Origin of the sequence: Bacterioplanoides sp. (assembly GCF_965219715.1) — a bacterium.
Lineage (GTDB): Bacteria > Pseudomonadota > Gammaproteobacteria > Pseudomonadales > Oceanobacteraceae > Bacterioplanoides.
Genome location: NZ_OZ244785.1, coordinates 4077331 through 4102433, shown reverse-complemented (window position 1 = coordinate 4102433; position 25103 = coordinate 4077331). Strand labels below are relative to the sequence as shown.

25 protein-coding genes are annotated in these 25103 nt (G+C 48.8%); 16 read left to right on the top strand and 9 right to left on the bottom strand.

Features of this window, described 5'->3' with window-relative positions; translation table 11 throughout:
* The first annotated feature begins 23 nt into the window (after nucleotides 1-23).
* On the top strand, nucleotides 24-521 hold the full coding sequence (locus ACOQOZ_RS19060) for a hypothetical protein (RefSeq protein ID WP_420589735.1): 498 nt from the start codon (nucleotides 24-26) through the stop codon (nucleotides 519-521).
* Here ACOQOZ_RS19060 and ACOQOZ_RS19055 read toward each other — a convergent pair.
* Together ACOQOZ_RS19055 and ACOQOZ_RS19050 are read right to left on the bottom strand one after the other, a co-directional pair.
* A complete protein-coding gene (locus tag ACOQOZ_RS19055) occupies nucleotides 518-1300 on the bottom strand; it encodes a hypothetical protein (protein WP_420589734.1) in 783 nt (260 codons plus the stop codon). The two genes, ACOQOZ_RS19060 and ACOQOZ_RS19055, sit on opposite strands and share 4 nt — an antisense overlap.
* A gap of 89 nt (nucleotides 1301-1389) precedes the next feature.
* The gene (locus ACOQOZ_RS19050) at nucleotides 1390-2181 is read right to left on the bottom strand and encodes a hypothetical protein (RefSeq protein ID WP_420589733.1); all 792 of its coding nucleotides are present in this window, start codon (nucleotides 2179-2181) and stop codon (nucleotides 1390-1392) included.
* 307 nt (nucleotides 2182-2488) lie between these two features.
* Between ACOQOZ_RS19050 and ACOQOZ_RS19045 the strand changes: the two genes are divergently transcribed.
* Together ACOQOZ_RS19045 and ACOQOZ_RS19040 are read left to right on the top strand one after the other, a co-directional pair.
* A complete protein-coding gene (locus tag ACOQOZ_RS19045; protein ID WP_420589732.1) occupies nucleotides 2489-3070 on the top strand; it encodes a Fe-Mn family superoxide dismutase in 582 nt (193 codons plus the stop codon).
* A 72-nt stretch (nucleotides 3071-3142) separates the two neighbouring features.
* On the top strand, nucleotides 3143-3748 hold the full coding sequence (locus tag ACOQOZ_RS19040) for a Maf family protein (protein ID WP_420589731.1): 606 nt from the start codon (nucleotides 3143-3145) through the stop codon (nucleotides 3746-3748).
* Between the two features lie 64 nt (nucleotides 3749-3812).
* Here the strand turns inward: ACOQOZ_RS19040 and gspD are convergent, their stop codons facing one another.
* The 3 genes from gspD to gspN are packed head-to-tail and all read right to left on the bottom strand — an operon-like array spanning nucleotide 3813 to nucleotide 7394.
* The gene (gene gspD / locus ACOQOZ_RS19035) at nucleotides 3813-5705 is read right to left on the bottom strand and encodes a type II secretion system secretin GspD (RefSeq protein WP_420589730.1); all 1893 of its coding nucleotides are present in this window, start codon (nucleotides 5703-5705) and stop codon (nucleotides 3813-3815) included.
* 11 nt (nucleotides 5706-5716) lie between these two features.
* Entirely contained in the window at nucleotides 5717-6598 is an 882-nt protein-coding gene (locus ACOQOZ_RS19030) for a type II secretion system protein N (protein WP_420589729.1), read from the bottom strand.
* A gap of 34 nt (nucleotides 6599-6632) precedes the next feature.
* Nucleotides 6633-7394 carry a type II secretion system protein N gene (gene gspN / locus ACOQOZ_RS19025; protein WP_420589728.1) on the bottom strand — a complete coding sequence of 254 codons (762 nt, stop codon included), beginning with the start codon at nucleotides 7392-7394 and terminating at the stop codon, nucleotides 6633-6635.
* 332 nt (nucleotides 7395-7726) lie between these two features.
* Between gspN and ACOQOZ_RS19020 the strand changes: the two genes are divergently transcribed.
* Nucleotides 7727-8458 carry a substrate-binding periplasmic protein gene (locus tag ACOQOZ_RS19020; protein ID WP_420589727.1) on the top strand — a complete coding sequence of 244 codons (732 nt, stop codon included), beginning with the start codon at nucleotides 7727-7729 and terminating at the stop codon, nucleotides 8456-8458.
* Nucleotides 8459-8470: 12 nt separating this feature from the next.
* On the opposite strand, the gene ACOQOZ_RS19015 is transcribed toward ACOQOZ_RS19020, so the two are convergent.
* On the bottom strand, nucleotides 8471-8788 hold the full coding sequence (locus tag ACOQOZ_RS19015; protein ID WP_420589726.1) for a GIY-YIG nuclease family protein: 318 nt from the start codon (nucleotides 8786-8788) through the stop codon (nucleotides 8471-8473).
* 16 nt (nucleotides 8789-8804) lie between these two features.
* On the opposite strand from ACOQOZ_RS19015, the gene trhA reads away from it, so the two are divergent.
* Entirely contained in the window at nucleotides 8805-9524 is a 720-nt protein-coding gene (gene trhA / locus ACOQOZ_RS19010; protein ID WP_420589725.1) for a PAQR family membrane homeostasis protein TrhA, read from the top strand.
* A gap of 53 nt (nucleotides 9525-9577) precedes the next feature.
* Nucleotides 9578-9988, top strand: coding sequence for an alternative ribosome rescue aminoacyl-tRNA hydrolase ArfB (gene arfB / locus ACOQOZ_RS19005; protein WP_420592434.1), 411 nt, complete (start codon nucleotides 9578-9580; stop codon nucleotides 9986-9988).
* Nucleotides 9989-10009: 21 nt separating this feature from the next.
* Here the strand turns inward: arfB and djlA are convergent, their stop codons facing one another.
* Genes djlA through ACOQOZ_RS18990 form a run of 3 tightly spaced genes read right to left on the bottom strand, consistent with a single transcriptional unit; the run spans nucleotide 10010 to nucleotide 12548 of the window.
* The gene (djlA, locus tag ACOQOZ_RS19000) at nucleotides 10010-10810 is read right to left on the bottom strand and encodes a co-chaperone DjlA (RefSeq protein ID WP_420589724.1); all 801 of its coding nucleotides are present in this window, start codon (nucleotides 10808-10810) and stop codon (nucleotides 10010-10012) included.
* The gene (gene murU / locus ACOQOZ_RS18995; protein ID WP_420589723.1) at nucleotides 10807-11508 is read right to left on the bottom strand and encodes an N-acetylmuramate alpha-1-phosphate uridylyltransferase MurU; all 702 of its coding nucleotides are present in this window, start codon (nucleotides 11506-11508) and stop codon (nucleotides 10807-10809) included. Before murU ends, djlA begins: the two co-directional genes overlap by 4 nt.
* Nucleotides 11505-12548, bottom strand: a complete 1044-nt coding sequence (locus ACOQOZ_RS18990) for an aminoglycoside phosphotransferase family protein (protein ID WP_420589722.1) — start codon at nucleotides 12546-12548, stop codon at nucleotides 11505-11507. Before ACOQOZ_RS18990 ends, murU begins: the two co-directional genes overlap by 4 nt.
* A 143-nt stretch (nucleotides 12549-12691) precedes the next feature.
* Between ACOQOZ_RS18990 and ACOQOZ_RS18985 the strand changes: the two genes are divergently transcribed.
* From ACOQOZ_RS18985 to ACOQOZ_RS18940, 10 genes are all read left to right on the top strand, one after another.
* Nucleotides 12692-15193, top strand: a complete 2502-nt coding sequence (locus ACOQOZ_RS18985) for an LPS-assembly protein LptD (protein WP_420589721.1) — start codon at nucleotides 12692-12694, stop codon at nucleotides 15191-15193.
* The gene (locus tag ACOQOZ_RS18980) at nucleotides 15183-16469 is read left to right on the top strand and encodes a peptidylprolyl isomerase (RefSeq protein WP_420589720.1); all 1287 of its coding nucleotides are present in this window, start codon (nucleotides 15183-15185) and stop codon (nucleotides 16467-16469) included. Before ACOQOZ_RS18985 ends, ACOQOZ_RS18980 begins: the two co-directional genes overlap by 11 nt.
* Complete coding sequence (gene pdxA / locus ACOQOZ_RS18975; protein ID WP_420589719.1) at nucleotides 16466-17464, top strand: 4-hydroxythreonine-4-phosphate dehydrogenase PdxA; 999 nt, start codon at nucleotides 16466-16468, stop codon at nucleotides 17462-17464. Before ACOQOZ_RS18980 ends, pdxA begins: the two co-directional genes overlap by 4 nt.
* On the top strand, nucleotides 17461-18312 hold the full coding sequence (rsmA, locus tag ACOQOZ_RS18970) for a 16S rRNA (adenine(1518)-N(6)/adenine(1519)-N(6))-dimethyltransferase RsmA (protein ID WP_420589718.1): 852 nt from the start codon (nucleotides 17461-17463) through the stop codon (nucleotides 18310-18312). Before pdxA ends, rsmA begins: the two co-directional genes overlap by 4 nt.
* A 24-nt stretch (nucleotides 18313-18336) precedes the next feature.
* Complete coding sequence (apaG, locus tag ACOQOZ_RS18965) at nucleotides 18337-18717, top strand: Co2+/Mg2+ efflux protein ApaG (RefSeq protein ID WP_420589717.1); 381 nt, start codon at nucleotides 18337-18339, stop codon at nucleotides 18715-18717.
* A 37-nt stretch (nucleotides 18718-18754) separates the two neighbouring features.
* On the top strand, nucleotides 18755-19582 hold the full coding sequence (locus ACOQOZ_RS18960; RefSeq protein ID WP_420589716.1) for a symmetrical bis(5'-nucleosyl)-tetraphosphatase: 828 nt from the start codon (nucleotides 18755-18757) through the stop codon (nucleotides 19580-19582).
* Nucleotides 19582-19902, top strand: coding sequence for a thiosulfate sulfurtransferase GlpE (gene glpE / locus ACOQOZ_RS18955; RefSeq protein WP_420589715.1), 321 nt, complete (start codon nucleotides 19582-19584; stop codon nucleotides 19900-19902). Before ACOQOZ_RS18960 ends, glpE begins: the two co-directional genes overlap by 1 nt.
* 328 nt (nucleotides 19903-20230) lie before the next feature.
* On the top strand, nucleotides 20231-22153 hold the full coding sequence (locus ACOQOZ_RS18950) for a PrkA family serine protein kinase (protein WP_420589714.1): 1923 nt from the start codon (nucleotides 20231-20233) through the stop codon (nucleotides 22151-22153).
* 87 nt (nucleotides 22154-22240) lie between these two features.
* Complete coding sequence (locus tag ACOQOZ_RS18945; protein ID WP_420589713.1) at nucleotides 22241-23533, top strand: YeaH/YhbH family protein; 1293 nt, start codon at nucleotides 22241-22243, stop codon at nucleotides 23531-23533.
* A 13-nt stretch (nucleotides 23534-23546) separates the two neighbouring features.
* Entirely contained in the window at nucleotides 23547-25064 is a 1518-nt protein-coding gene (locus tag ACOQOZ_RS18940) for a SpoVR family protein (protein ID WP_420589712.1), read from the top strand.
* Nucleotides 25065-25103: the final 39 nt, after the last annotated feature.

Here is a 25103-nt window from a genome sequence, read left to right as displayed (position 1 = left end):
TAAGAATAATAACGAGGTGCAGTATGAAAAAGATCACACTGTTTATCGCAATCGCGATCCTGAGTTCTAAAGCGTTCGCTGTTTCGCCACAGCATGACGAATATTATTCTGATGATATTTTTACAGCGATCGAAGAAGCCAAGCACCGCACTCACCATTACAACTACAGTCGGCATAAGCGATATAACCGTACGACTTCACAGAGTATCGACATCCCACGCCTACTCAATTCAGAAATGGATGAACAAGTTATCGAAGGAGCAGTTGGTGCAACAGCAAGTGGTGACAACCGAATTAATGAAGTCGAAGAACCAGTTCGCCAAGCCAATCTCGGACAAACAATTAGCTCAGAAAAATTGAGTGTGGAACAACAGTCCAGCAAGGACAATAGAGCTCAAAAGGTTATTCAGAGTGGAACCACTACTTATATTCAAAGCATCAATTATTCTGGCCAGGAATTTACAGGTTCGGTTAACAATATTCGCGCAGATGTGTCCGTAAGCGCAACAGCTCGCCCTTAAAGCCTAGCTTTCACTTTCTCTCGAGCGACTGCGCCTAACATCAGTAGTGCGCTATCTTGCTGCCACTCCTGGCGAAAGGATGAAGGTAACTCTTTCGAAGCCAGTTTCATTTCTGTCCCCAGCTTATCAATTAATGACAGCGAACTCTGACTGAAATAGTCAGGGGATTCATGGTAAGACTCAATCAACGCCGAAGCTGAGTTCGCTAGCATCGATTTTAAATGAGAGTCCGACAACGTCCTGATTAGCCAACCTGCATAGCTCAAACTGACCATCACGTCTTCCCAATACCTGAACGGCTTAAATGCTCTCTGATGTGCATCAGCGAGGTAGTAATCAGGCTCACAGGTACAGTGATCAAATACAACTGGAGTGTGCGGAACATCCTTTAGAAATGCTTGTTGTTTTGTGGAGTTCTGAGGAGTAAAGCCCTCGTCCGACGTCAAAACCTTAAGGCACACCAGCTGAGAATCTTGATTATTAGCAAGCACATAAACGGAGTCTAATAGCCCACGCTCCAGCAACATAACATGTGACTTAGTGCCACAAACAATTTGACCCTCCCCTCTCTGACTGACGGAAGTTTCAAAGTCTCTGGACGAACGAATACCTTTCTCAGAAGCTGCAAAAGCCGCGAATTGATCGTTCTCTAATACAGGATCTAGGCGGCGAACCGCGCACTGATAACCAAAGAAAAACGCAGTTGAAAGAGTGTCACTTAAGTGACCGCAAGCCAGAGCGGCTTCTGCGAGAGGCAAAGAGCGCAGCTGCTGAGACATAATCTCAGTCAGCTGCTGTTTATTAGCAGTGGAAATATTACAACCAGGCAGGTCCGCCAACGATTGCAACAATTGCGCTCCCGATACCATTATTGAGCGGTACCACCCAGAGCGTTCTGGATACGGTCAAGACGGATCTGAATATCTTCAATCTCCATTCGCATGTCACCCAAATCTCCACCAAGCTTCAGTTTTGCGACCTTAGCATCCAGCGCCTGAATAGTTTCGCTGTTTTGACTGATACTCAGCTGTGCTGTCGCCAGATCTTCACCTGAAGCTTCCACTTTCTTAATACGCGAAGATAAAGCGGAAGTTTTAGAGTTTAATGCCTGAGTCAGCTCTGTTTTCGCCGCTGTGATAGCAGACTTGTTCGCTTTATCCGCAGCTACCTGCTTTTTAGATACAGCAGCAAGAGAGGATTTTACCGACTTAATCGCTTTGTCGTTACTGGCGATATTTGCCTTGTTACGTTTATTAGCAACGTCCCAAAGCTTACGGATCTCTTTATTGTTTTCTTTGACCAATATTTTTAACGCATCAACCGACAGGTTGGCATTTTCACCGGTCGCGGACAGCTGGTCATTCAGCTTCTGTAAGTTCTTACCCTGATCGGTAATAACCACCTGCGCCTGGTTTAATTGCTTTTGCACAATCTGTAGCTGCATAAAGAGAAACGCTGCAGCTGCTCCCATAACAATCGCTACTACCAGAGCAATAATCGCAACGGTTTGTTTCGCCGGTTGTGCTGGTGCAACCGCAGTTTTCGCAACCGCAGCACGCTGTGCAGCCTGACGGCGAGCAGCCATCTGACGCTTACGCAGCTCAATATCTTCGGCGGATGGTTTCATATCAGGAACGATAGGTTCTTTTTGCTTTTCCATGGTTCACAACTCGTGGTAGCCGCCAGCTTACTGCTGGTCTGTGTAATTTTGCTACGAATAGTAACCTAGAGAGACAAGCGGTTAAACATACACAAGTCTCAGAATTAGCAAAATGTGCGACCAATCAGCGAAGAAGGCTAAAACCATACAATTTTCATGCGTAGCAAGCCCTATAGTCCGGTGCTATCATTGCTCGACTACTAAAAAAGAGAGTTGAATTCGCTTCATACTCTCCCCATATATAGTGGACCCGTATTCCCCCGAATTGGGTTTGCAACCGACTTAGCAAAGATAATGGAGACTCACAATGGCATTCGAATTACCGGCTCTGCCGTACGAAAAAAATGCTCTGGAACCACACATCTCTTCAGAGACTCTGGATTTCCACCACGGCAAACACCATAACACTTATGTGGTAAAACTGAATGGTCTGATCGGTGGTACTGAGTTTGAAGGTAAGACTCTGGAAGAAATCGTAAAAACTTCTTCTGGCGGTATCTTCAACAACGCTGCGCAAATCTGGAACCACACTTTCTACTGGAACAGCCTGAGCCCTAACGGTGGCGGCGAACCAACTGGTGCTGTTGCTGACGCTATCAATGCAGCGTTTGGTTCTTTCGAAGAATTCAAAGCCAAGTTCAACGAAATGGCTGTGAACAACTTCGGTTCAAGCTGGACCTGGTTGGTTAAAAAAGCTGACGGTTCTCTGGATATTGTTAATACGTCTAACGCAGCAACACCGATCACTGAAGAAGGTGTTACTCCACTGATCACTGTTGACCTGTGGGAACACGCTTATTACATTGATTATCGCAATGTTCGTCCAGACTACCTGAACGGTTTCTGGGCCCTGGTAAACTGGGAATTCGCGAACGCTAACTTCGCTTAATTCTGATCCAGAATAAAAAAGGAGCTGCGGCTCCTTTTTTATTGCCCTTAATATTTTGCTGATAAGTAACTCATGTCTGACTTTAAACTGCTACTGGCATCAAGCTCTCCTTTCCGTCGCCAGGTTCTGAACAAACTTCGTATCCCGTTTGAATGCGCCTCGCCAGACATTGATGAAACACCACTCCCAAGAGAAAAACCGCAGCAATACGTCGAGCGCCTGGCTGTCGAAAAAGCTCAGGCATTGGCCGAGCAATTTAATGATCACTGGATTATTGGCAGCGATCAATGCAGCGTTGTCGACGGCAAAATCTGTGGTAAACCTCATACAGTCGAGAAAGCACAACAACAGCTGAAGTTGAGCAGCGGTAAAGCGGTTCACTTTTATACGGGGATCTGCTTATTAAATGCCAAAACCGGAGAGCATCAGAGTGTTACTGAACCCTTCTCAGTACATTTCCGCGAATTAGATGACGAAGAAATTAAGCGTTATATCGAGCTGGAAATGCCACTCAAGTGCGCAGGAAGCTTTATGGTCGAAGGCCTTGGCATCAACTTATTTGAGAAGCTTGAAGGTCGTGATGAGAACAGCCTGATTGGCTTACCGCTGATTGCACTTTTGCAATTGATGAGAAGTGCCGGACTAAATCCATTAGCGCTGGCTCAGCCGGATAACTGATCAGCAAAAAAAGAAAAAGCCGGTATTAACCGGCTTTTTACGTCAGGGAGAACACTAAACTCGCTTACCGGGCGGCCGGTAAACCTTTGAACAGTTTCTCCATTCGTGAGTTAACATCATCAACACCGACGTCATCAGAAATGGTGAACTCCCAGATACCGTTGAGCTTATCTGTTGTTAACTGCTTCGCTTTGCTCGCTTCAACCACAATCGTAGGACGCAGGAAAACCATCAGGTTACTTTTTACCTGCTCGGTAGAGCTGGAGCGGAACAACCAACCCAATAGAGGGATATCACCGAGCAGAGGAACTTTGCTTTCCACTTCACGAACGTCGTCACGAATTAAGCCACCCAATACGATAGTCTCTTCGTTTTCCGACAAAATCATAGTTTTGATCGAACGCTTATTGGTAATCAGATCGGCACTGCCGTTCACACTGGTTTGAGACACAGATTCCGCGGTTGCTTCAACCTCTAAACGAATGGCTTCGCCATCGTGAATGTGTGGCTTAACCTTTAACGTAATACCAATGTCTTCACGAGTGATCGTGGTAAACGGATTGGAGTTATTATTCGATGCGGTCGATCCGGTACGGAAAGGAACGTTCTGACCGACAATAATCTCAGCTTCCTGGTTATCCAGCGTCATGATGCTTGGTGTCGACAGCAGGTTCGTGTTGGTATCACTTTGCAGCGCCTGAATAACGGCACCAAAAGAAGCCTCACCGTCTTTTTCCTGATACGCACCTAACGTTAAGCCAGCACCCAACGCAGCGGCCGGATTACCACTGGCAACCGAACCCGCAATGGTCGATAGCGACGGACCAGCATTGCTGAAGTTGGTGCCGCCAACAGGGTTGTCTAAATCGCCAACAGCCCACTGGACACCCAAAGCGTCATTCACGTTACCAGTTACTTCAACAATTGCAGACTCAATTAACACCTGAGCACGACGCACATCGAGTGACGACACCAGCTCTTTAATTTCTTTCATTAACGAAGGCTCGGCGCGCACAACCAGAGCGTTTAACTCTTCATCAGCGTGAATACCCGCCTTACCTTTTGCCTGGTTAGCATCTTTGCCGCCAGCCGGCGCTTCAGATAATAAGCCCTTCAGCAGCTCTGCCAGTTTCTTGGCATCGGCGTATTGCAGACGCATCACCTGGGCGCTGCCACTGAAATATGAAGGCTGATCCAGCTCTTCAATCAGTTTACGTACGCGGGCGCGCGCGCTTTTTTCACCTTTAATAATCAGACGATTACTACGCTCATCAGCCACCACACGGATACTGCCTGAGGTGCGGCCCGCATTGCTATTTCCTTTGGCCACTTTTGAAGGGTCCAGGTTCTGCAACATGGTAACCACATTACCCACCCAGGCCTCTTTCAACTGAATCACTTCAAGTTCTTCAACACCCTGTTTATCCAGACGTTCAATAATCTGTTCGATACGACGAATGTTAGAAGCATGATCAGAAATGATTAAAGCATTAGCGGATTTCACACCTGCCAGGTGACCGTATTTAGCCACCAGCGGACGCAAGATAGGAACCAGGTCCAGTGCCGGGGTGTTTTTGATACCAATAACCTTGGTCAGCATTTCCTGGCTTTCATCAGCAATCTGCGCTTCGATGTCGCGTCCCTGCTGCTTAATTTCATTCTGCTGAACAACTAATACCACTTCACCGGCTGGTACAGCGGCATAACCATGTACCTGTAACACCGACAAAAACAGCTCATAAACCCCAGCCTGATCGACCGGTTCGCTGCTCAGTACGTTCACTTTGCCTTTAACCCGTGGGTCAATCACAAAACTCTTACCCGTGATGTCGGCAACCTGGCTGATAAAGGCACCGATATCAGCGTCCTTCAGATTAATTTGCCAGTTTTCCTGAGCCTGTACCGGATTGAGAAAGCTCAGCAACAATAATGAAGCGACTAAAAAACGCTTAAACACACCCATTTCCTTTAATTAAGTTTGTGATTAACCACGAAACGATTATTACCACGCTGCACTTCAATTCGTGCATTACCAGAGCTGGAAAGCTGTTCCAACACAGATCTGTCCGCGTCCAGATCACCCAGTCGCTGGCCATTAACTGACAATACGATATCACCCGGCACCAGCTGTAAAGCAGTGAGCATAGAGCCCGGTTGCACCTTATACCCCTGACCGGCTCCGGCTGACCGAAGCCCCAACTCACGAATGGCACCTTCAGGATCGCTGGCCATTTCAGCCGATGCTAACTCCATAAAATCCGATGCAGAACGAACTTTGCCAAAACGCTCACGTAATGAACCTGATCGACGGCTGGCGGGTTTCGGGGCAGCAACAGAGCGTGCGTTGATACCGGATTTTTTTGTTTCTTCGAACTTCAGCGTTTCAAGCTTGCCGTTGGTATCCAGAACCACTTTGTCATGCTGAACACCGGCCAACTTGGTACGCCCCTGAATCGTGTCACCAATGCGGTAAAAGTCTCCTCGACCGCTTTGTGGTGCAATAATGGCGCTAGACTGCTCGGCATCCGACGATTTATTGATGCCCAGTAAACGTAGACGCAAGCGGGTAACAGGCGCATCCACCACCTGAGTCTGGGCCTTCACAGGCTCTTCAGTGGCAACACCAAATAAATGATAATCCGCCGTGCCACGAATGCCGGAAACCTGCGCTCCGCCACTGCCTTGCGTGGGTGCCATAAGCGACAGTGGTTCAGGAGCAACAATCATCCACACCAGTGCCGCAGCCTGAACGGCCAGCAATATCGTAAACAGCAATTTTCCCAGCACTAAGACCAGCTTTTGCCACGATGCAAGCGGCACACTGGCTGGCGCATTTATTTCCGCGCTCACAACCAAACTTCACTCCTTCAGAAAGCGCCCAAGGTTATAGAATCTTCCGGGACACTTCAAAAATTACTGTTTCCTCGGTGGCCTCTGCCGGCCATTTTTGTCCGAGAATATCCAGGAAGCGACGACGGATAGCGACACCTCCCCAACCATCGTTCTGGATAAACGCCTGACCAATAGGCAGGCCTTCCTGAGTTTCAATATTTAATACCGACTTGTCAGATTCGCGTTTCAACAAACCGACCAACAGTGGCAGTTCCGCCTGAACCGGTTTGCCATCCACCGGAAAACCAACATCACCACCGGAAAATATCAGCTGGCCATCGAGTTGATTAATCTGACGTGATTCAATATCCAGCTGCGCGGTTAAACCGGTGACCTCAAAATCACCTTGTAACGATGCACGCCCCTGACGTAACAACGGCTGCAGATGTTTAGACGATAAAAAGCCCGTTGTGTTCATCACATGTAACTGACGGTCGGTTCCCATCATGACCTGACCATTGAGCTGGACACCATTGCCACTGACATCCAGATTCAAATCAGCATTAGCCGTTAATAGTTTCCATGGGCTTAGTTGCCAGTGAACATCAAGCAATCCCAGCTGCGGGTCTTGTACGCGCACCTGTCCATCCCAGACAGTGCCGGAAATCTGTTTGATATTAACGGGTAAATTAGCAGCCTGAGGCTCAGCAAAACGCCAGATGAAATGCAGAGGTGTGGTTACAGCAAGCGCAATCGTGAAAACAAATAAGCCCAGTAACACATACCAACGGGCTGCCCAAATGGCCTTAAACATGGTGAAAATTATTATCCGTATCGAATCGTGCGGGACATTCTACTGAACAGGAACATAAAGTGTAATGGGGCATTATGACAGTCCTGTAAAAAAGCGTAGGGCTGTCTCAGATTGGCCAACCGTTATTTCATCAGCCATCACAATCAAGCCAAATTAAGTGCAATTGATAAACATTCCGCCACAATCTAAGACCGATGTACCATTGAGATTCCCTGTAGACGGCATCATTTATACGCTTGCACCACCAGTAACCGGCAAAAACAGCCAATCAGATACTGTTATACTGAGCTATTGTTATACAAAGCCGATTCAAACTAACCTCTGGAGAACTCATGCGCCAGGCTCTTGCGATGATATTGCTGTTATGGAGCACTGTTTGCTTAAGCGACAACGTCGTCCGCTTAACTTCGCTGGAGTGGCCCCCTTATTCGGGCAAACAACTTGATCATCAGGGCGCTTCCGTTGCGGTCGCCAAAGCCGCATTTGCAGCAATGGGATATCAACTGGAAGTCGATTTCTTCCCATGGAGCCGCACAGTATCGCTGGCTCGCAACAATAGCACCGCCTACGCCGGGTACTTTCCGGAATATTATGCCGAAGACATAGCACAACAATTTATTTATTCCGACGAGATTGGCAGCGGCCCTCTGGGGTTTGTTGAGCAAAGCCAAAAACCGGTTAACTGGTCAACATTAAATGACCTGAAAGATTATCGCATCGGTATCGTTCAGGATTATGTGAACACCAAAGAGTTTGATGCCATGGCTGAAAGCGGCCAACTGACAACAGAAGCTGTGATCAACGATAAAAGCAATCTGTTGAAAGTGATCAACGGTCGGCTGGATTTAGCAGTAATCGATCGCAACGTGATGGACTATCTGTTTAAGACAGATCGCTCATTGCGCAATAAAGCAGCCCGAGCAAACTTCAACACTCGGCTATTGGCCAACAAGAAACTGTATATTTGTTTCAAGAAAACCCCTCAAGGGCAAAAGCTGGCTGAAATTTTTAACCAGGGATTAGCCAGAATCGACATTCATTCCATTATGGCAAAGTACCTTTAACCGATAGGCCAATTAACCAGAAAAGTCCGGTAATGACCGCTTACCTGTGACTAACTTTTCCTTCTCTCGCTTGGTCAACTGCTTGATCTGATATTCCGCCTTTGAAGCGTCGCTGCGATTGCCAACCACCTCACAAAACACCAGTGACAATGGCCCCTTCCCACGTAAAGCCCGGGCTCCCTTTGCACTGCTGCAATGTTCTCTGAAACGACGTTCGACGTCTGTACTGATCCCACAATAAAGATTTCCCGACGCCATTCTCACCAGATACACCGACCATTGCGGGACTTGCTGGCTTTTCTCATCTGGCCCGGGTTGCTCACTTGGCACAATAAGCCCCCTACTTATGTTAAAGAAAAATACGTATGGTAGCGCTTTTCCACCATCCGATAATCAACAGCTTATGCATACCGTCTTTCGTGATCCGGTCAGTGGCCTGACCCATTTAGCAGGCGCAATTTTTGCCATTGTAGCGCTGTGCATTTTGTCCGTTCAGGCGGCACTCTACGGCAATGTCTGGCATATGGTGTCATTTGTGATTTTTGGTGCAACCATGTTTCTGATGTTCGCCAGCAGTGCCTTGTATCATCTGATGCATGCCAGTGAAGAAGCCATCCGCTGGTTAAAACGCATCGACCATATGGCGATTTTCCTGATGATTGCCGGAAGTTATACGCCTATTTGTCTGGTGCCATTAAATGGTGATACTGGCTGGATTCTGTTCTCAGTCGTCTGGGCATTGGCTGTCGCCGGTATCGTATTAAAACTGGTGTGGATCAGCGCACCACGATGGTTATCCACACTGATTTACCTGGCAATGGGCTGGATGGTCGTATTTGCAGCAGGGCCGGCGATGGAGACCATTCCTGTCGATGCTCAGTGGTGGATTCTGTATGGCGGAATCAGCTACACACTGGGTGCCATCGTATACGCCTTAAAATGGCCGAATCCATGGCCGCGCTGGTTCGGTTTTCATGAAATCTGGCACTTGTTCGTAATGGGTGGTGTGTTTTGTCACTTCTGGGCAATTGCCTTCCATATGGCTACTATTCCGGTTTTATCCTGAGCCACTCTTAATCCGGGTTAATCGTGAGTCAGCCACAACTTGAAAACGACGCTTTGGTCATCAGTCGCAGCGTCGTCATTCCACTGTATCAAATAGAATTAAATGCGATCCGGGCGCAGGGTGCCGGCGGACAGAACGTTAATAAAGTCTCTTCTGCGATACATCTGCGCTTTGATATTCATCGCTCAAGCCTGCCTGACTTTTACAAAGAAAAATTGCTGGCATTAAAAGATCAGCGCCTGACCAAAGAGGGTGTGCTGATTATTAAAGCTCAGCAATTTCGCACTCAGGAGCTTAACCGCGACGACGCCTTATTTCGGTTGCAGCAACTGATTCGCAGTGTGAGCCGGGTTGAGAAGAAGCGAATTGCAACAAAGCCGACCCGGGGTTCGCAAAAACGCCGGGTAGACAGCAAGGTAAAGCGTGGTCAGACTAAAAATCTGCGCCGCAGAGTTGATTACTGATCAATCGAAGTAAAAACGCGATCAGCTGCGGCTCTTTTTAATCAGATCGTAGGCGGTTTGAATTTCCTGCGTTTTTTCCTTCGCGAGCTTCATCATTTCTTCAGGCAAGCCTTTCGCCAGCAATTTATCCGGATGATGCTGGCTCATCAGTTTACGGTACGTTTTCTTCAGCTCTTCATCGGAAGTATCCGCTTTAACGCCTAATACGGCGTAGGCATTCGCTAACTGCTGACGCAGGTTATCCCCCTGGCGCGCCGACTGTCCGGCAATGGCCGCTTTTACCCGTCCATGGATCCATTCAAACTGAAAGGCACTGATGCCCAGTTGCTTACACAGCTGATTAAATAAGCGTCGTTCTTCAAGGGCCAATTCACCGTCGGCATAAGCAACACTGAGCTGAATTTCGAGAAACATTTGCGCCAGACTGGCACGCTGGCTGATAACACGCTTCAGCGACACCAGATCCGGCGATAAATCGAACCCGGCTTTTTTACCTTCGGTAAAATAATCGATTGCCGCTTGTCGTTGCGTTCCGCTCAACCCCATCTGATCCATAATGTGAGTTGCCGCCGCAATCTCAGATTCAGTGACTCGACCATCCGCTTTTGCCAGCTTCCCCATTACCCGGAAAGTACTGCGGAAGAACACCTGCTGCACCGAGGTTTGACTGCTTGCCAGTGAAGAGCCGTCATCCCCGACTAAAAACCGACCGATGCTCTGATCGAATAAATGTCCGGTAAAGGCACCAATCAATAAACCGAAAGGCCCACCGGTTAACAAGCCAAACGCTCCGCCAACTAATTTACCAATAAAGAAATTCATCCGGGTATCTTCCGCAACAACGTCTGTTCCAGACTGGCTAATCGCTCGGGAGTTCCCACATCAACCCAATCACACGGCAAAACCTGCCCATGAATTGTACCCCGCTCCATCGCCTGGCGCAGTACTGGCGCCAGCGGCCTGACTCCCTCAGGTAAGTCGGTAAACAGCCTTGGTGATAACAGACTGACACCGGAGAACGTCCAGCCTGCATCGTTTATCTGCGACAACACCTGGCCGTTATCGGTTAAAGCAAAATCACCCGCTGGATTGTGATCCGGATTTTTCACTAACCAGAGAAACCCCTCCTGTTGCTGATCGAAGTTTTCTGCGATGGCAAATGCATTGCCATAATCCCAATCCAACCAGACATCGCCGTTAATCAGCAGGAAAGGTTCATTCGACTCAGTCGCCAGCAACGGCAGCGCTTTGATAATGCCACCAGCAGTTTCCAGTGCCTGGTCTTCTGCAGAATAACGGATACTGCAACTCCATCGGGAACCATCTCCGAGAGCGTCTTCAATCATAAAACCAAGGTAGGCATGGTTAATAACAATGTCGCGAACCCCTGCCGCCACCAGCTTTTCGATGTGGTGTTCAATCAGCGGCTTGCCCGCCAGCGGGATCAGTGGCTTTGGACAATTGTCCGTCAACGGTGCCATCCGGGTGCCACGACCTGCGGCAAGAATCATGGCTTTCATGCCGCACGCCCATCAACAAATCGTTGTAAAGCCAGCATAAAACGTTGCTGAAGCCATTGGTGAAAATCGGAGAATTGTGGATAACGAGCACTGATTTCAGTCAGGTAGCGGCAAGTATTGGGGATATCCGCCAGGTAACCGTCTTTACCATCACGCAGATGTAATCGAGCAAAAATGCCCGCCGCTTTTAAATGTCGCTGCATCCCCATCCAATCAAAATCCTGGGTGAACGCATCCAGCGATTGCTGATAGATACCGGCACTACGGGCTTGTTGCCAGTAATACTCCACTAACGGTGTAATCAGCGGCTCATCCCAACGCACATAACAATCACGCAAAAGAGAGACCAGATCATAACTGGCGGCCCCCACCACCGCGTCCTGAAAATCGATCACCCCCAGAGAGCCGTCGGTTTTTAGCATCAGGTTACGTGAATGAAAATCGCGATGAACCACAACCGCAGGTTGCTGCAATGCCTGCTCGCGCAGCTGATCAAACACCTGCTGTAGCATGGCTTGTTCTGAATTACTGAGCTCCAGTTTCAGCTCTTTTGCACATAACCAATCACTGAACAGCGCCATTTCCTGATCAAGCAGAGCAGCATCATAAGCTGGCAGATCGGCCGTTGGCAGTTGCTGAATGGCAATCAACTGATCAATCGCCTGGCGATACAACTGCTGAATCTGTTCTGTACTGCTGCCCTGCTGATGCAGAGCCGGCCATAACATGGCATCGCCAAAGTCTTGCAGCAGCATAAAACCCTGATCGAAGTCGTGGGCAATCACCTCAGGAACCGCAATATTGTGTTGATGCCAGTGGCGGGCGATTCGCACAAATCGCGGGTTATCTTCTTTATCAGCCGGAGCATCCACAGCAATCCAGCTGAGATGCTGCTCGTCTTGACAAAAATTTAAGCGAAAATAGCGGCGAAAACTGGCATCACCCGATACCGTGTCCAGCTGTGGTGGGACATTGTGTTGATACTGCTGGCGAATAATATCCGCTGCCCAGTGCGCGAGTTGGTCGCGACGCTGATCCATGCTGGCCTCTCAGAGTTAGTCGTTCTAGAATTGGGCGCCTGCGCGCTGGCACCATCAATTACACCAATTTCAGGTATTATGTGTCGTTATTCAGCCCGTAATGTAACACAGTTAATAATATGGACAGGCGCGTTGCAGCCACTATGACTATTCAAGCCGGAAAAATTTGTTTTAACGCACTGCTGCTCAGCCTGGTAATGACTCCGGTTGCCAGCCAGGTTCAGGCCCAGCGTGCGACTCAACAGCAACCGGGCTATCTCAATTGGTATCCAAACGAATTTCTGAACGAAGAAGAACAACAAGGCATGATGTCTTTTTGTTCAGGCGCCTACCGTCAGTCTCAGATCACCCCAATCGAAGGTGATTATATTGAGGTTGAAGCCAATGAATCCGAACGTGAAAAAAACGGCAATACGCATTTCTCCGGTAATGTTGAATTCCGCCAGCACGACCGTATCCTGACCGGCGATCAGGCCAGCTGGTTTCCTGCCAGCCAAACCGGTTTCTTCTCCGGCAATGTTCGCCTGCAAACGTCTGACATCACGCTGTACGGCGATAAAGCCGAAGTCGATGAACAAGAGCAGATGCAATTCACCGCAGCCGAATATTCGATCCCGGCGCGACACCTGCGTGGCAGTGCTGACACCATTGCCAGTGAAGGTGATGGTAAGCTGAAACTTGAACACGCAACGCTCACTTTTTGCGAGCCACAGAGCAACGACTGGGATATCGCCGCTTCAGAGCTGAACCTTGATCAAAAAAGTGGCATTGGCAGTGCCTGGCATGCCAGGTTACGCATCGCCGACGTACCGGTGATGTATTTACCTTATTACCGTTTTCCGATTGGCGATCAGCGCACCACCGGTTTTCTGAACCCGCAGTTCTCGATCAATGGCCAGTTCCAGGCGCAGGATATTCAGCTACCTTTTTACCTCAATCTTGCGCCTAATCTGGATGCGACCATCACACCACACCACATTCTTAATCGTGGATTGCTGTGGGAATCGCAGTTACGCCATAAAACGCGCTGGTTTGGTGATGGCGAACTGAATCTGGGTTACCTCGATAGCGACCGTCAGCAACGACAAGAGTTCGCCGACTTTAACGCCGCTCTGCCAGAAGGCGCGACCAACCAAAAAGAGTCTGGTGAGCGTTATCTGATCAACTACCAGCAACAAGGTCAGATTAATAAAAACTGGTCACATCGCTGGGTCTACAACAAAGTCAGTGATAAAGATTATTTATCCAATATGAAACCAACCGCCGCGGTTGACCGAACCACGCATTTACCACGACGTGGTGAAATTCTGTTCAATCAGGCCGACTGGCACTTTGATATTACCGCGGAAAGCTTCCAGACCGTCGATGAAACCATTGCGCTAAAAAATCGCCCTTATCGTCGTTTGCCACAGCTGAATCTGAATTACACCCCTAGCGTGATCAACGATTGGCAATTGGAGCAAGAGCTGCAATACACCAGCTTTACTCGCGCCGACAGCGCTGAGATCAATAACGTTGATGTCGAATTAACCGGATTTGATGCCCTGAACGGACGCCGCTGGTTATCGAACTCCGCGATTTCGTACCCGTTCGAATGGCCATTTGGTTTCCTGACTCCCAAGGCCGAATACCGCTATCGCCAATACAAACTGACCGATGCCGATGAAACCATAAGCCAGGACGACGCTACCGAGCTGAATATCAGCCATGGCGTGGGTCGTTACAGCCTTGATGCCGGTGTTTACTTTGATCGCGAATTCGACTGGTTTGGCAGCGATTATCAACAGACACTGGAGCCACGGGTATTCTGGGTAAAAAGCCCTTATCTGGCTGGCCAGGAAAACATTCCTAACTTTGATACCACCGTCAGCACGGTATCGTTTTCCAGTTTATTCACTGGTGAACGCTTCACTGGTGGTGACCGTCTGGCCGACCTTGATCAAACCAGCATTGGTTTAACCAGCCGGATTATTCGCGATGATGGTCTGGAGCAGTTCCGCCTGAGCCTTGGTCAGATCAAGTACAATGAAGACCGTCGCGTTCAGCTGAACAAAACCGCCACTCTGGATGTTGCCGACACCCAGTCAACCTCCAGCACTCTGGCTGAAGTTGAGTGGAATCCGGATGAGAAGTGGTCGCTATATCACACGCTGGAATGGGATCCATTTGAAGATTACGCCAAACAGCGTCGCTATGGCGTGCGGTTTGAAGGCGTCGAAAACCGCTTCCTCAGTGCCTCCACGAATACCGTGCAAACCTACGATGCCGAAAATGACACTTTCGAAACCAAAACCAAGCAGCTGGATTGGGGCTTCTTCTGGTCACTTAACGATCGCTGGGCATTAATTGGCCGCCAGTTACGCGACCTGCGTTCTTACCAGGGCGAAGACAAACGTCCGGTCAGTGATGTGCTGGAATCCATTGCCGGGCTGGAATATCAGAATTGTTGCTGGCGGGTGCAGCTGCTCTACCGCGAGAGCTCTCCAAAAGAGTCCGATGCCGAGAGCAACTTCACCACAGACAAAAAATACGGCTTTATGCTCAGCATCCAGCTTAAAGGCCTGACCACCCTGGGTGGTGGCACCGACGCCCTTATCGAAGATGCAGTAACCGGTTACTCAAGACGAAAATACCATGACTTTTAAACACCTTATCTCTGCCAGCCTCATCACTGCGGCTTTATTTACATCCGCCGCTCAGGCAGCACCTGTCTCAATCGACCAGGTAGTTGCTGTGGTTGATGATGACATCATCATGAACAGTGAGCTGCAGCAACGTATTGAAACGGTGCGCCAGCAAAATGCCGGCGCTTCGTTGCCTCCGAATGATGTGCTGCGCAGCCAGGTTCTCGAACGCATGGTGCTGGAGAGTATCCAGCTGCAAATGGCAGATCGCGGTGCCATTCGTATCAGCGATGCTGAACTCAACGATGCGATACGCCGGATTGCAGCACAGAACCAGATGTCTCTGACGCAATTCCGCCAGGCCATGGAAGCCGAAGGCGTATCCTTCTCCCAGGCCCGTGAACAGATTCGTAACGAAATGCGAGTCAGCCGCGTTCAGCGCTTCCAGGTTGGTGAGCGCATACAAATTACCGATCAGGATGTTGATTATTTCCTGGCGTCGGACCTCGGCAAAATGGCATCAGCAGCAGAATATGAGATTGGTCATATCCTGATCGCCGTTCCTTCCCAGGCTAGCCCTGCCGACATCCAGAAAGCCGAAAACAAAGCCCAGGGCGTGGTTCAGGAGCTGCGCAACGGCGCAGATTTCCGTCAGACGGCCATTGCTAAATCCAACGGACGAAACGCACTGAAAGGCGGTAACCTGGGCTGGCGTAAAGAAGCTCAGCTACCGGGAATCTTTGCTAACGTGATCCCGGCGATGAAAACAGGTGACATCAGCAACCCAATCAAAAGCGCCAGTGGCTTCCACATCGTTAAGTTACTCGATAAGCGCGGCGGTAACACCCAGATGGTCACCCAATCGAAAGTCCGACACATTCTGGTTCAGCCGAATGAGCTGCGGAACAAAGAAAAAACGTCCGCACTGATTCAGCAACTGTATCAACGCTTACAAGCGGGTGAGGATTTTGCTGAACTGGCACGCGAATTCAGTGACGATCCGGGCAGTGGCGCCAGTGGTGGTGACCTTGGCTGGGTAAATCCGGGCGACATGGTACCGGCTTTCGACAAGACGATGGCCGCGACTGAGCCTGGTAAGATGAGCACTCCGTTTGAAAGCCGCTTTGGCTGGCACATCCTGCAGGTTGAAGATCGTAAACAAACGGACATCGGTGCTGAAAAACAACGCGACCAGGTGCGCCAGATGCTGTATGGCCGCCGTTTTGAGGAAGAGCTACCAATCTGGTTACGTAAAGTGCGTTCCGAAGCATACGTTGATATCAAGGCGGCTCAATGACCATTCGCCTGGCAATTACCGCCGGAGAACCGGCGGGTATTGGCCCTGATTTGTGCGTGCAACTGGCGCAACAAAAACACGCTCAACAGCTGGTTGTTATTGCAGACCCCCAGCTGTTAACTGAACGCGCAGAGCAACTGGGGCTGCCACTCACCGTACGGTTACTAGATCCGGCAGCGACGCCAGAGCTTGCCAGCAGTGGCGAACTCTGGGTTTATCCGGTTACGCTGAAACAAGCCGCCTGTGCAGGCCAGCTCAATAAAGCCAATGCCGATTATGTATTGGAAACGCTGCGTATTGCCGCCCAGGGCTGTCTCGATGGTTGGTGGCAGGGTATTGTCACCGCACCGGTACATAAGGGCGTTATCAACGAAGGCGCGACCGATTTACAGGAAGGCACAGGATTCAGCGGCCACACTGAATATTTTCGTGATTACTGCGGCGTTAAAGAAGTCGTTATGATGCTGGCCACCAGCGACCTTCGGGTGGCCCTGGTCACCACCCACCTGCCCTTACGCGATGTAGCTGATGCCATTACCGCAGAACGTATCAAACGTGTCAGCCGTATTCTGCACCAGGACCTGAAGACGTTTTTTGGCCTGGCTCAACCCAGAATTCTGGTTGCCGGGCTGAATCCCCATGCCGGTGAAGATGGCCATTTAGGCCGTGAAGAAATAGACACTATCACCCCAACGCTGAATGAACTGCGCGATGAAGGCCTGAACCTGGTTGGCCCATTACCAGCAGACACACTCTACACTCCCAAGTTATTAGAAAACGCAGACGCAACCCTGGCGATGTATCACGACCAAGGCCTGCCGGTATTAAAATTCCACGGATTCGGTCGTGCCGCTAATATTACTCTTGGACTCCCGATTATCCGTACTTCGGTTGATCACGGCACCGCACTTGATCTGGCAGGCACTGGCCAGGCAGACAGCGGTAGCCTGGCAACAGCCATCGAAGTCGCCAGCCAAATGGCAAGCAATTTATGAGCAAAGCATCAAACAAACACTCGTTAAACCCAAACGATCACGGCCATAAGGCACGTAAACGGTTTGGTCAGAACTTTCTGCATGACCACTACGTTATCGACAAAATTGTGCGTTCCATCAACCCGAAGGCAGAAGACTGCTTAGTTGAAATTGGTCCGGGTATGGGGGCGATCACCGAGCCTTTACTGGAAGCCAGCGGTCGACTGAATGTGGTTGAACTGGACCGCGATTTAGTGCCGATTCTGCGTACCAAATTTTTCAATTATCCGGATTTCAGGATTTTTGAAGGCGATGCACTGAAGTTCGATTTTCGTCAGCTGCTTGATCACGACGATCAGCAACTGCGGATTGTGGGAAACCTGCCATATAACATCTCCACACCACTGATTTTCCATTTCCTCAGCCACCACGCGATGGTGAAAGACATGCACTTTATGCTGCAGAAAGAAGTGGTGGATCGTCTCGCGGCTGGTCCCGGCTGCTCTGATTATGGCCGCCTGGGCATCATGGCACAGTATTACTGTAAGGTTGAGCCGCTGTTTATTGTTGGACCTGGCTCCTTCAATCCGCCACCTAAAGTGGATTCTGCCATCGTTCGGCTGGTGCCTTACGACGAACTGCCTTATCCGGCAAAAGACGCCAAAGTTCTGCAGCGGGTTGTACGTGAAGCGTTCAGCATGCGTCGTAAAACCATTCGCAATACCCTGAAGAAGTTGCTTGATGCTGAAGAAATTGAGGCACTCGGTCTCGACACCAGCTTACGCCCGGAGCGCCTGACGCTGCAGGATTACGTTAAGGTGGCAGACGCGGTGTACGATAAACAACAGCGGGAAACTCCCGATAACTAAGACAGAGCGGTTGAGAGAATATCCATGAGCCATCTGGACGACAGCATCGAAGTTGATGTCATCAGCGAATATCTGGCTGATCAATCGGTGCCAGACGAGCAACGTTATGTGTTCGCCTATCACATCCGTATTCTCAATCACGGAGATCAGGCAGCAACCCTGCGCAGCCGCCACTGGTTTATCGCCAATGGCAACGCCGATGTACAGGAAGTAAACGGCGAAGGCGTGGTTGGTGAGCAGCCAACCATCGAGCCAGGTGGTAACTTCGATTACTCCTCCGGTGCGGTGCTGGCAACTCAGGTCGGCAGCATGCGTGGCTATTATGTGATGGAAGCCGCTGATGGCACGCTGTTTCATGCCACTATTCCGGTATTTACTCTGGCCATTCCACACGCGCTAAACTGAAGAACGATTGAACATTCACAGCATAAGAAAAACCTAAATGGCAACATACGCAATCGGCGACATTCAGGGCTGTTATGAACCTTTGCAACGCCTGTTAGATAAAGTGGAATTCGATTCCGCTAACGATCATTTATGGATTGCCGGAGACCTGGTTAACCGCGGCCCACAATCGTTAGAAGTGCTGCGTTTTCTTAAGGGCCTGGGTCATAGGGCCACCAGTGTATTAGGCAATCATGACCTGCATCTGCTGGCTGTTTACTACGGCGATCACAAGCTGAAACGCAGCGATACCCTTGATCTGATTATGAAAGCTGCGGATGCAGATGAATTGATGGACTGGTTAAGGCACCAGCCATTGGTACACTTCGATGAAGCACGTAACTGGTGTATGAGCCACGCCGGCATTCCACCGAAGTGGAGCGGCCGCAAAGCGCATAAGTTATCCCAGGAAGTTGAAGCGGTTTTACAGGGCAATCACCACCGTGAGTTTTTTCAGCAAATGTACGGCAACAAGCCTGCTCGCTGGGATAAGTCGCTGGAGGGCATGGACCGTATCCGAGCCATTGTTAACTGCCTGACCCGTATGCGCTTTATTGATGGTATGGGAACACTGGATCTGCTCAGCAAAGAAGGCCTGGATACCGCACCAAATGGCTTTATTCCATGGTTCAGACACCCAAACCGCAAAGCGGCTGATACCAGAGTGTTGTTTGGCCACTGGGCAGCACTGGAAGGCAAAGTGGATGTCGATAATGTTTATGCTCTGGACACGGGCTGTGTCTGGGGTGGCAAATTAACCGCACTGCGCCTGGATGATGAAAAGTTTTTCCGGGTTGGCGCACAACCAAAAAAGAAGAGTAAATAATGCAGGCCTTTCAACGTATCCGTGCTGCTGACGCCAAAGCCATGATGGAGCAATCAGCGCCACAAATCATCGATATCCGTGATGCTATGAGTTTTGACGCTGGCCGTATTACCGGTGCAGTACGTGTTGATAACCAGAACCTCAACGACTTTATGAACAGTGCTGATAAAGCAACAGCGTTGTTGGTTTGCTGCTATCACGGCAATTCCAGTCAGGGAGCAGCTCAATACTTCACTGAACAGGGCTTCGCGGAAGTGTATAGCCTGGATGGTGGATTTGAGATGTGGAAAATGGCCTTTCCCGATTTATGCGAGCAGTAATCGCGCTGAACTGAATTCCCGTATTTCAGACTTTCCCTGCTGACCTTCTTTACAGCCAAAAGCTGCAGCCAATCACCCGCTTGTTTTCTCATACAAGCGGGTGACTTTCCTTTCACATTTCTTTAATTGAATGTTTATTTACTAACTACGGCATAAAGCCTGCTTAACAACATTCATGCGCCAAAAAATGATTTTCTCACAATTATTTACTGGCGAAACGCAACTAACCTGAACCATACTGATCTTATAAAACGTATTAACCATTAATTTCTGAAGTAAAAAAGATGTAGCAGAAGTAGCCAAAATTCAGCAATACAAGGGGTGCCCTATGACTGTATTCAGCCGCTATCAGGAACGGTATCAAGCAACTCAGGAAGAAGTCATGAGCTTGCAACAATACCTGGAACTCTGCAAACAGGATCCCAGCGTATATGCAACCGCAGCAGAACGCATGCTGATGGCAATAGGCGAACCTGAAGTGGTTGATACCTCCAGAGACATACGCCTCAGTCGTATTTTCTCCAACAAAGTCATTAAACGTTATCCGGCTTTCTCCGAGTTTTATGGTATGGAGGAAGCGGTCGAAAATATCGTTTCATATTTCCGTCATGCCGCTCAGGGGCTGGAAGAACGTAAACAGATTCTCTATCTGTTAGGCCCGGTTGGTGGCGGTAAGTCCTCCCTGGCAGAACGCCTGAAGCAATTAATCCAGCACGTTCCTTTCTACGCCATTAAAGGCTCTCCGGTATTCGAATCACCATTAGGATTATTCGACCCGGATGAGGACGCTCATATTCTTGAAGAAGATTACGGCATTCCTAAACGATACCTCGGCAAAGTGATGTCACCATGGGCAGTAAAACGCCTGCATGAATTTGGCGGCGATATCAGCAAGTTCGAAGTTGTAAAACTCTACCCTTCCATCCTTGACCAGATTGGTGTTGCTAAAACAGAACCCGGCGATGAAAACAATCAGGATATCTCGTCATTGGTCGGTAAGGTTGATATTCGAAAACTGGAGGACTTTGCTCAGGATGACCCGGATGCCTATGCACACTCGGGTGCACTCTGCCGTGCCAATCAGGGCCTGATGGAATTTGTCGAGATGTTTAAGGCACCGATCAAAGTTTTGCATCCGCTGCTCACAGCCACACAGGAAGGCAATTACAACGGAACCGAGGGCATGGGTGCCATGCCGTTTGAAGGCATCATTCTGGCGCACTCAAATGAATCCGAGTGGCAGACTTTCCGCAACAACAAAAACAATGAGGCCTTCCTCGACCGGGTATACATCGTCAAAGTGCCTTATTGCTTACGGGTTGACGAGGAAATCAATATCTATGAAAAACTGCTGAAAAGCAGTTCACTGTCCGATGCTCAATGTGCTCCGGATACGCTCAGCATGCTGGCGCAGTTTACCGTTCTGTCGCGCTTACTGGTACCGGAAAATTCCAGCGTTTATTCGAAAATGCGTATCTATAACGGTGAAAACCTGAAAGATACCGACCCGAAAGCCAAATCGATTCAGGAGTATCGTGACGGCGCCGGTGTAAATGAAGGTATGAGTGGTATTTCGACCCGGTTTGCCTTCAAAATTTTATCCAAAGTATTTAACTTCGATTCCACAGAAGTGGCGGCCAATCCGGTTCACCTATTGTACGTGCTGGAACAAGCCATCGAGCAGGAACAATTCCCCGAAGAAACTCACGATCGTTATCTGAATTACATTAAAGAATATCTGGCAACAGAGTACGTTGACTTTATCGGTAAAGAAATCCAGACCGCTTATCTTGAATCTTATTCTGAGTACGGTCAGAACATTTTCGATCGCTACGTTACTTACGCAGACTTCTGGATTCAGGATCAGGAATACCGGGATCCGGAAACCGGGGAGATGCTCGATCGTGTCGCTATCAATGAAGAACTGGAGAAAATTGAAAAATCGGCTGGAATCAGTAATCCGAAAGATTTCCGTAATGAGATTGTGAATTTTGTGTTACGGGCTCGCGCCAACAACAATGGCAACAATCCATCCTGGCAATCCTACGAAAAAATGCGCGCTGTCATTGAGAAAAAGATGTTCTCGAATACAGAAGATCTTCTGCCGGTCATTTCTTTCTCAGCCAAATCTTCGTCGGATGACCAGAAGAAACACGACGACTTTGTCGAGCGTATGAAAGACAGAGGTTATACCGAGAAACAAGTCCGGTTGTTATCGGAGTGGTACCTGCGGGTAAGGAAATCTCAGTAACCACTGAGCCTGCTGGTAAACGAGATAACAACAACCGAAGCATTGTCAGAGTACTGTGAAAAGTACTCTGACTAACCGAGGTGGTCTATGTCATACATTATTGATCGGCGTTTAAATGGCAAAAACAAAAGCATGGTCAATCGCCAGCGCTTTTTACGGCGTTATAAAAGCCATATCAAAGACGCCGTTTCTGATGCTGTTAATAAGCGTTCGATTACCGATATGGAACGTGGAGAACAAGTCAGTATTCCGACCCGTAGTACCCATGAGCCGATGATCTCCCATGGCCAGGGAGGTAAACAGCACCGTGTGTTTCCGGGAAACAAAGAATTCAATACGGGTGATCACATTGATAAACCCCAGGGAGGAGGTGCGGGCTCAGGCAATGGTCAGGCCAGTAATCAGGGCGAAGGAGAAGATGACTTTTCTTTCTATTTGACGAAAGAAGAATTTCTCAACTATCTGTTTGACGATCTTGCTTTACCCAACATGGTCAAAAAAACACTGAGCCAGTCGAGCGAATATAAAACGCTGCGTGCTGGTTTTGTATCAGAAGGAACTCCCAATAATCTTTCGGTCGTTCGCTCTTTGCGAAATGCCCATGCCCGTCGTATCGGAATGACATCCGGAAAACGCAAAAAGCTGAAAACTCTGAAAGCAGAACTGGTGGAATTACAGCAGCATAGTTCGGACAAAGACAGCCCAGATCAAAGCAGAATTAACGAGCTTAAGGATCAGATTGCAGATCTGGAAAGACGGATCAAGCTGGTTCCCTTTATCGATGACCTCGATCTGCGTTATCGCAGCCAGGTTAAAGTACCGGTTCCGAGCAGTAAGGCTGTGATGTTTTGTCTGATGGATGTATCCGGCTCTATGACACAGGATGTCAAAGATATCGCCAAGCGATTCTACATTTTGTTGTACTTATTCCTGCAGAAAAACTACGACAAAATTGAAATTGTATTTATTCGCCATCACACCAGCGCAAAAGAAGTATCTGAAGAAGATTTCTTCTATTCGCGTGAAACCGGCGGCACCATCGTATCCAGTGCTCTCAAGCTGATGAATCAGGTTGTCGAAGAGCGTTACAGTAGCTCTGAATGGAATATTTACGCAGCACAGGCATCCGACGGTGATAATTGGGATGATGACTCACCATTGTGCGCTCAGATTCTCAGAGAACAGCTGCTTCCGGCAGTGCAGTATTTTTCCTATATCGAAATTACACCCAATCAACATCAGGCGTTGTGGGAAGCTTACGACGATTTATCCAGAACTCACAGCCAGGAATTCGCCATGGCTCAGATTCGCGACGCTGGGGATATTTATCCAGTTTTCCGCGAACTGTTCGCTAAAGAAAAATACCAGCAGGCGAGCTGAGTGAGGAGGTGTTATGACTGATCAGCAAAAGAACTATATATCGACCGACTCTGATTGGACCTTTGAGCTGTTGCAGCAATACGACGAAGAAATTGCCCGGGTCGCGGCAATGTATAAGCTCGACACCTACCCGAATCAAATCGAAGTCATCAGTGCCGAACAGATGATGGATGCTTATTCATCCGTCGGGATGCCAATCGGCTACAACCATTGGTCATACGGCAAGCAATTTCTGGCAACCCAGAAAAATTACCAGCGTGGCCAGATGGGGCTGGCTTATGAAATTGTCATAAACTCAGATCCCTGCATTGCTTACCTGATGGAAGAAAACACACTTCCTATGCAAGCTCTGGTTATTGCGCATGCTTGTTATGGTCACAATTCATTTTTTAAAGGTAACTACCTGTTCCGCACCTGGACTGATGCCAGCTCAATCATCGACTATTTATTATTTGCTAAAAACTATGTCCGCAAATGTGAGGAACGCTACGGCCAGGAAGAAGTGGAACAGGTTCTCGACGCCTGCCATGCATTACAAAACTACGGTGTTGATCGTTATCGCCGCCCTAAGCCAATATCTGCGGCTGAGGAAAAAATGCGCCAACAAGAGCGGGAAAATATTCTGCAACAACAGCTGAATGATTTATGGCGCACGATTCCTAACCAACAAAAGACCTCAGAGAAAACCAGTAAACGTAAATTCCCGGAAGAGCCGCAGGAGAACCTGCTGTATTTCCTCGAAAAAAACGCTCCGCTGCTCGCACCGTGGCAACGTGAAATCATTCGTATCGTCCGCAAAATCTCCCAATACTTTTACCCTCAACGTCAAACTCAGGTTATGAATGAAGGATGGGCAACCTTCTGGCATTACACGCTGCTCAATCACCTGTATGACGAGGGAAAAGTTAACGACGGCTTCATTATGGAGTTTCTGGCATCTCACACAAATGTGGTATTTCAACCACCGTTTGATGCACCGTATTACAACGGCATAAACCCCTATGCACTGGGCTTTAATATGTTCCAGGATATCAAACGGATCTGCCAGAATCCGACGGAGGAAGATAAAGAGTGGTTCCCTGATATTGCTGGCAGTGATTGGCTTGAAACCCTGCATTTCGCGATGCGCAATTTCAAAGACGAGAGCTTTATCCAACAATTCTTATCACCCAAGCTGATGCGCGACTTCCATTTGTTCGGGATCTATGACGACGCAGATAAATCTAATTATCTGGTCGAAGCCATACATGATGAAAAAGGTTATCGCAGCCTGAGAGAAATGCTGGCACGCCAATACGATTTATCCATGCGCGAGCCGAATATTCAGGTCTGGTCTGTTGACCTGGAAGGAGATCGCTCTTTAACCCTGCGGCATACGATGCACAACGAAACACCATTATCGGCAGATACTCACGAAGTATTGAAGCATCTGCATTTGTTATGGGGATTTGATATTCATCTGGAAACTTACCATGAAGAACGCATGGTAAAACGCATCAGCTGCCCGGCAACATCGCTGGACGATTTATAAAGTCACTAACAATCCTGCCAATTTGATACTGGTAACGCG

Coding starts and splice junctions, on each gene's coding strand:
- ACOQOZ_RS19060 (WP_420589735.1), top strand. CDS start 24: ATGAAAAAGATCACACTGTTTATCGCAATCGCGATCCTGAGTTCTAAA.
- ACOQOZ_RS19055 (WP_420589734.1), bottom strand. CDS start 1,300: ATGTCTCAGCAGCTGCGCTCTTTGCCTCTCGCAGAAGCCGCTCTGGCT.
- ACOQOZ_RS19050 (WP_420589733.1), bottom strand. CDS start 2,181: ATGGAAAAGCAAAAAGAACCTATCGTTCCTGATATGAAACCATCCGCC.
- ACOQOZ_RS19045 (WP_420589732.1), top strand. CDS start 2,489: ATGGCATTCGAATTACCGGCTCTGCCGTACGAAAAAAATGCTCTGGAA.
- ACOQOZ_RS19040 (WP_420589731.1), top strand. CDS start 3,143: ATGTCTGACTTTAAACTGCTACTGGCATCAAGCTCTCCTTTCCGTCGC.
- gspN (WP_420589728.1), bottom strand. CDS start 7,394: ATGTTTAAGGCCATTTGGGCAGCCCGTTGGTATGTGTTACTGGGCTTA.
- ACOQOZ_RS19020 (WP_420589727.1), top strand. CDS start 7,727: ATGCGCCAGGCTCTTGCGATGATATTGCTGTTATGGAGCACTGTTTGC.
- trhA (WP_420589725.1), top strand. CDS start 8,805: ATGTTAAAGAAAAATACGTATGGTAGCGCTTTTCCACCATCCGATAAT.
- djlA (WP_420589724.1), bottom strand. CDS start 10,810: ATGAATTTCTTTATTGGTAAATTAGTTGGCGGAGCGTTTGGCTTGTTA.
- murU (WP_420589723.1), bottom strand. CDS start 11,508: ATGAAAGCCATGATTCTTGCCGCAGGTCGTGGCACCCGGATGGCACCG.
- ACOQOZ_RS18990 (WP_420589722.1), bottom strand. CDS start 12,548: ATGGATCAGCGTCGCGACCAACTCGCGCACTGGGCAGCGGATATTATT.
- ACOQOZ_RS18985 (WP_420589721.1), top strand. CDS start 12,692: ATGACTATTCAAGCCGGAAAAATTTGTTTTAACGCACTGCTGCTCAGC.
- ACOQOZ_RS18980 (WP_420589720.1), top strand. CDS start 15,183: ATGACTTTTAAACACCTTATCTCTGCCAGCCTCATCACTGCGGCTTTA.
- pdxA (WP_420589719.1), top strand. CDS start 16,466: ATGACCATTCGCCTGGCAATTACCGCCGGAGAACCGGCGGGTATTGGC.
- rsmA (WP_420589718.1), top strand. CDS start 17,461: ATGAGCAAAGCATCAAACAAACACTCGTTAAACCCAAACGATCACGGC.
- apaG (WP_420589717.1), top strand. CDS start 18,337: ATGAGCCATCTGGACGACAGCATCGAAGTTGATGTCATCAGCGAATAT.
- ACOQOZ_RS18960 (WP_420589716.1), top strand. CDS start 18,755: ATGGCAACATACGCAATCGGCGACATTCAGGGCTGTTATGAACCTTTG.
- glpE (WP_420589715.1), top strand. CDS start 19,582: ATGCAGGCCTTTCAACGTATCCGTGCTGCTGACGCCAAAGCCATGATG.
- ACOQOZ_RS18950 (WP_420589714.1), top strand. CDS start 20,231: ATGACTGTATTCAGCCGCTATCAGGAACGGTATCAAGCAACTCAGGAA.
- ACOQOZ_RS18945 (WP_420589713.1), top strand. CDS start 22,241: ATGTCATACATTATTGATCGGCGTTTAAATGGCAAAAACAAAAGCATG.
- ACOQOZ_RS18940 (WP_420589712.1), top strand. CDS start 23,547: ATGACTGATCAGCAAAAGAACTATATATCGACCGACTCTGATTGGACC.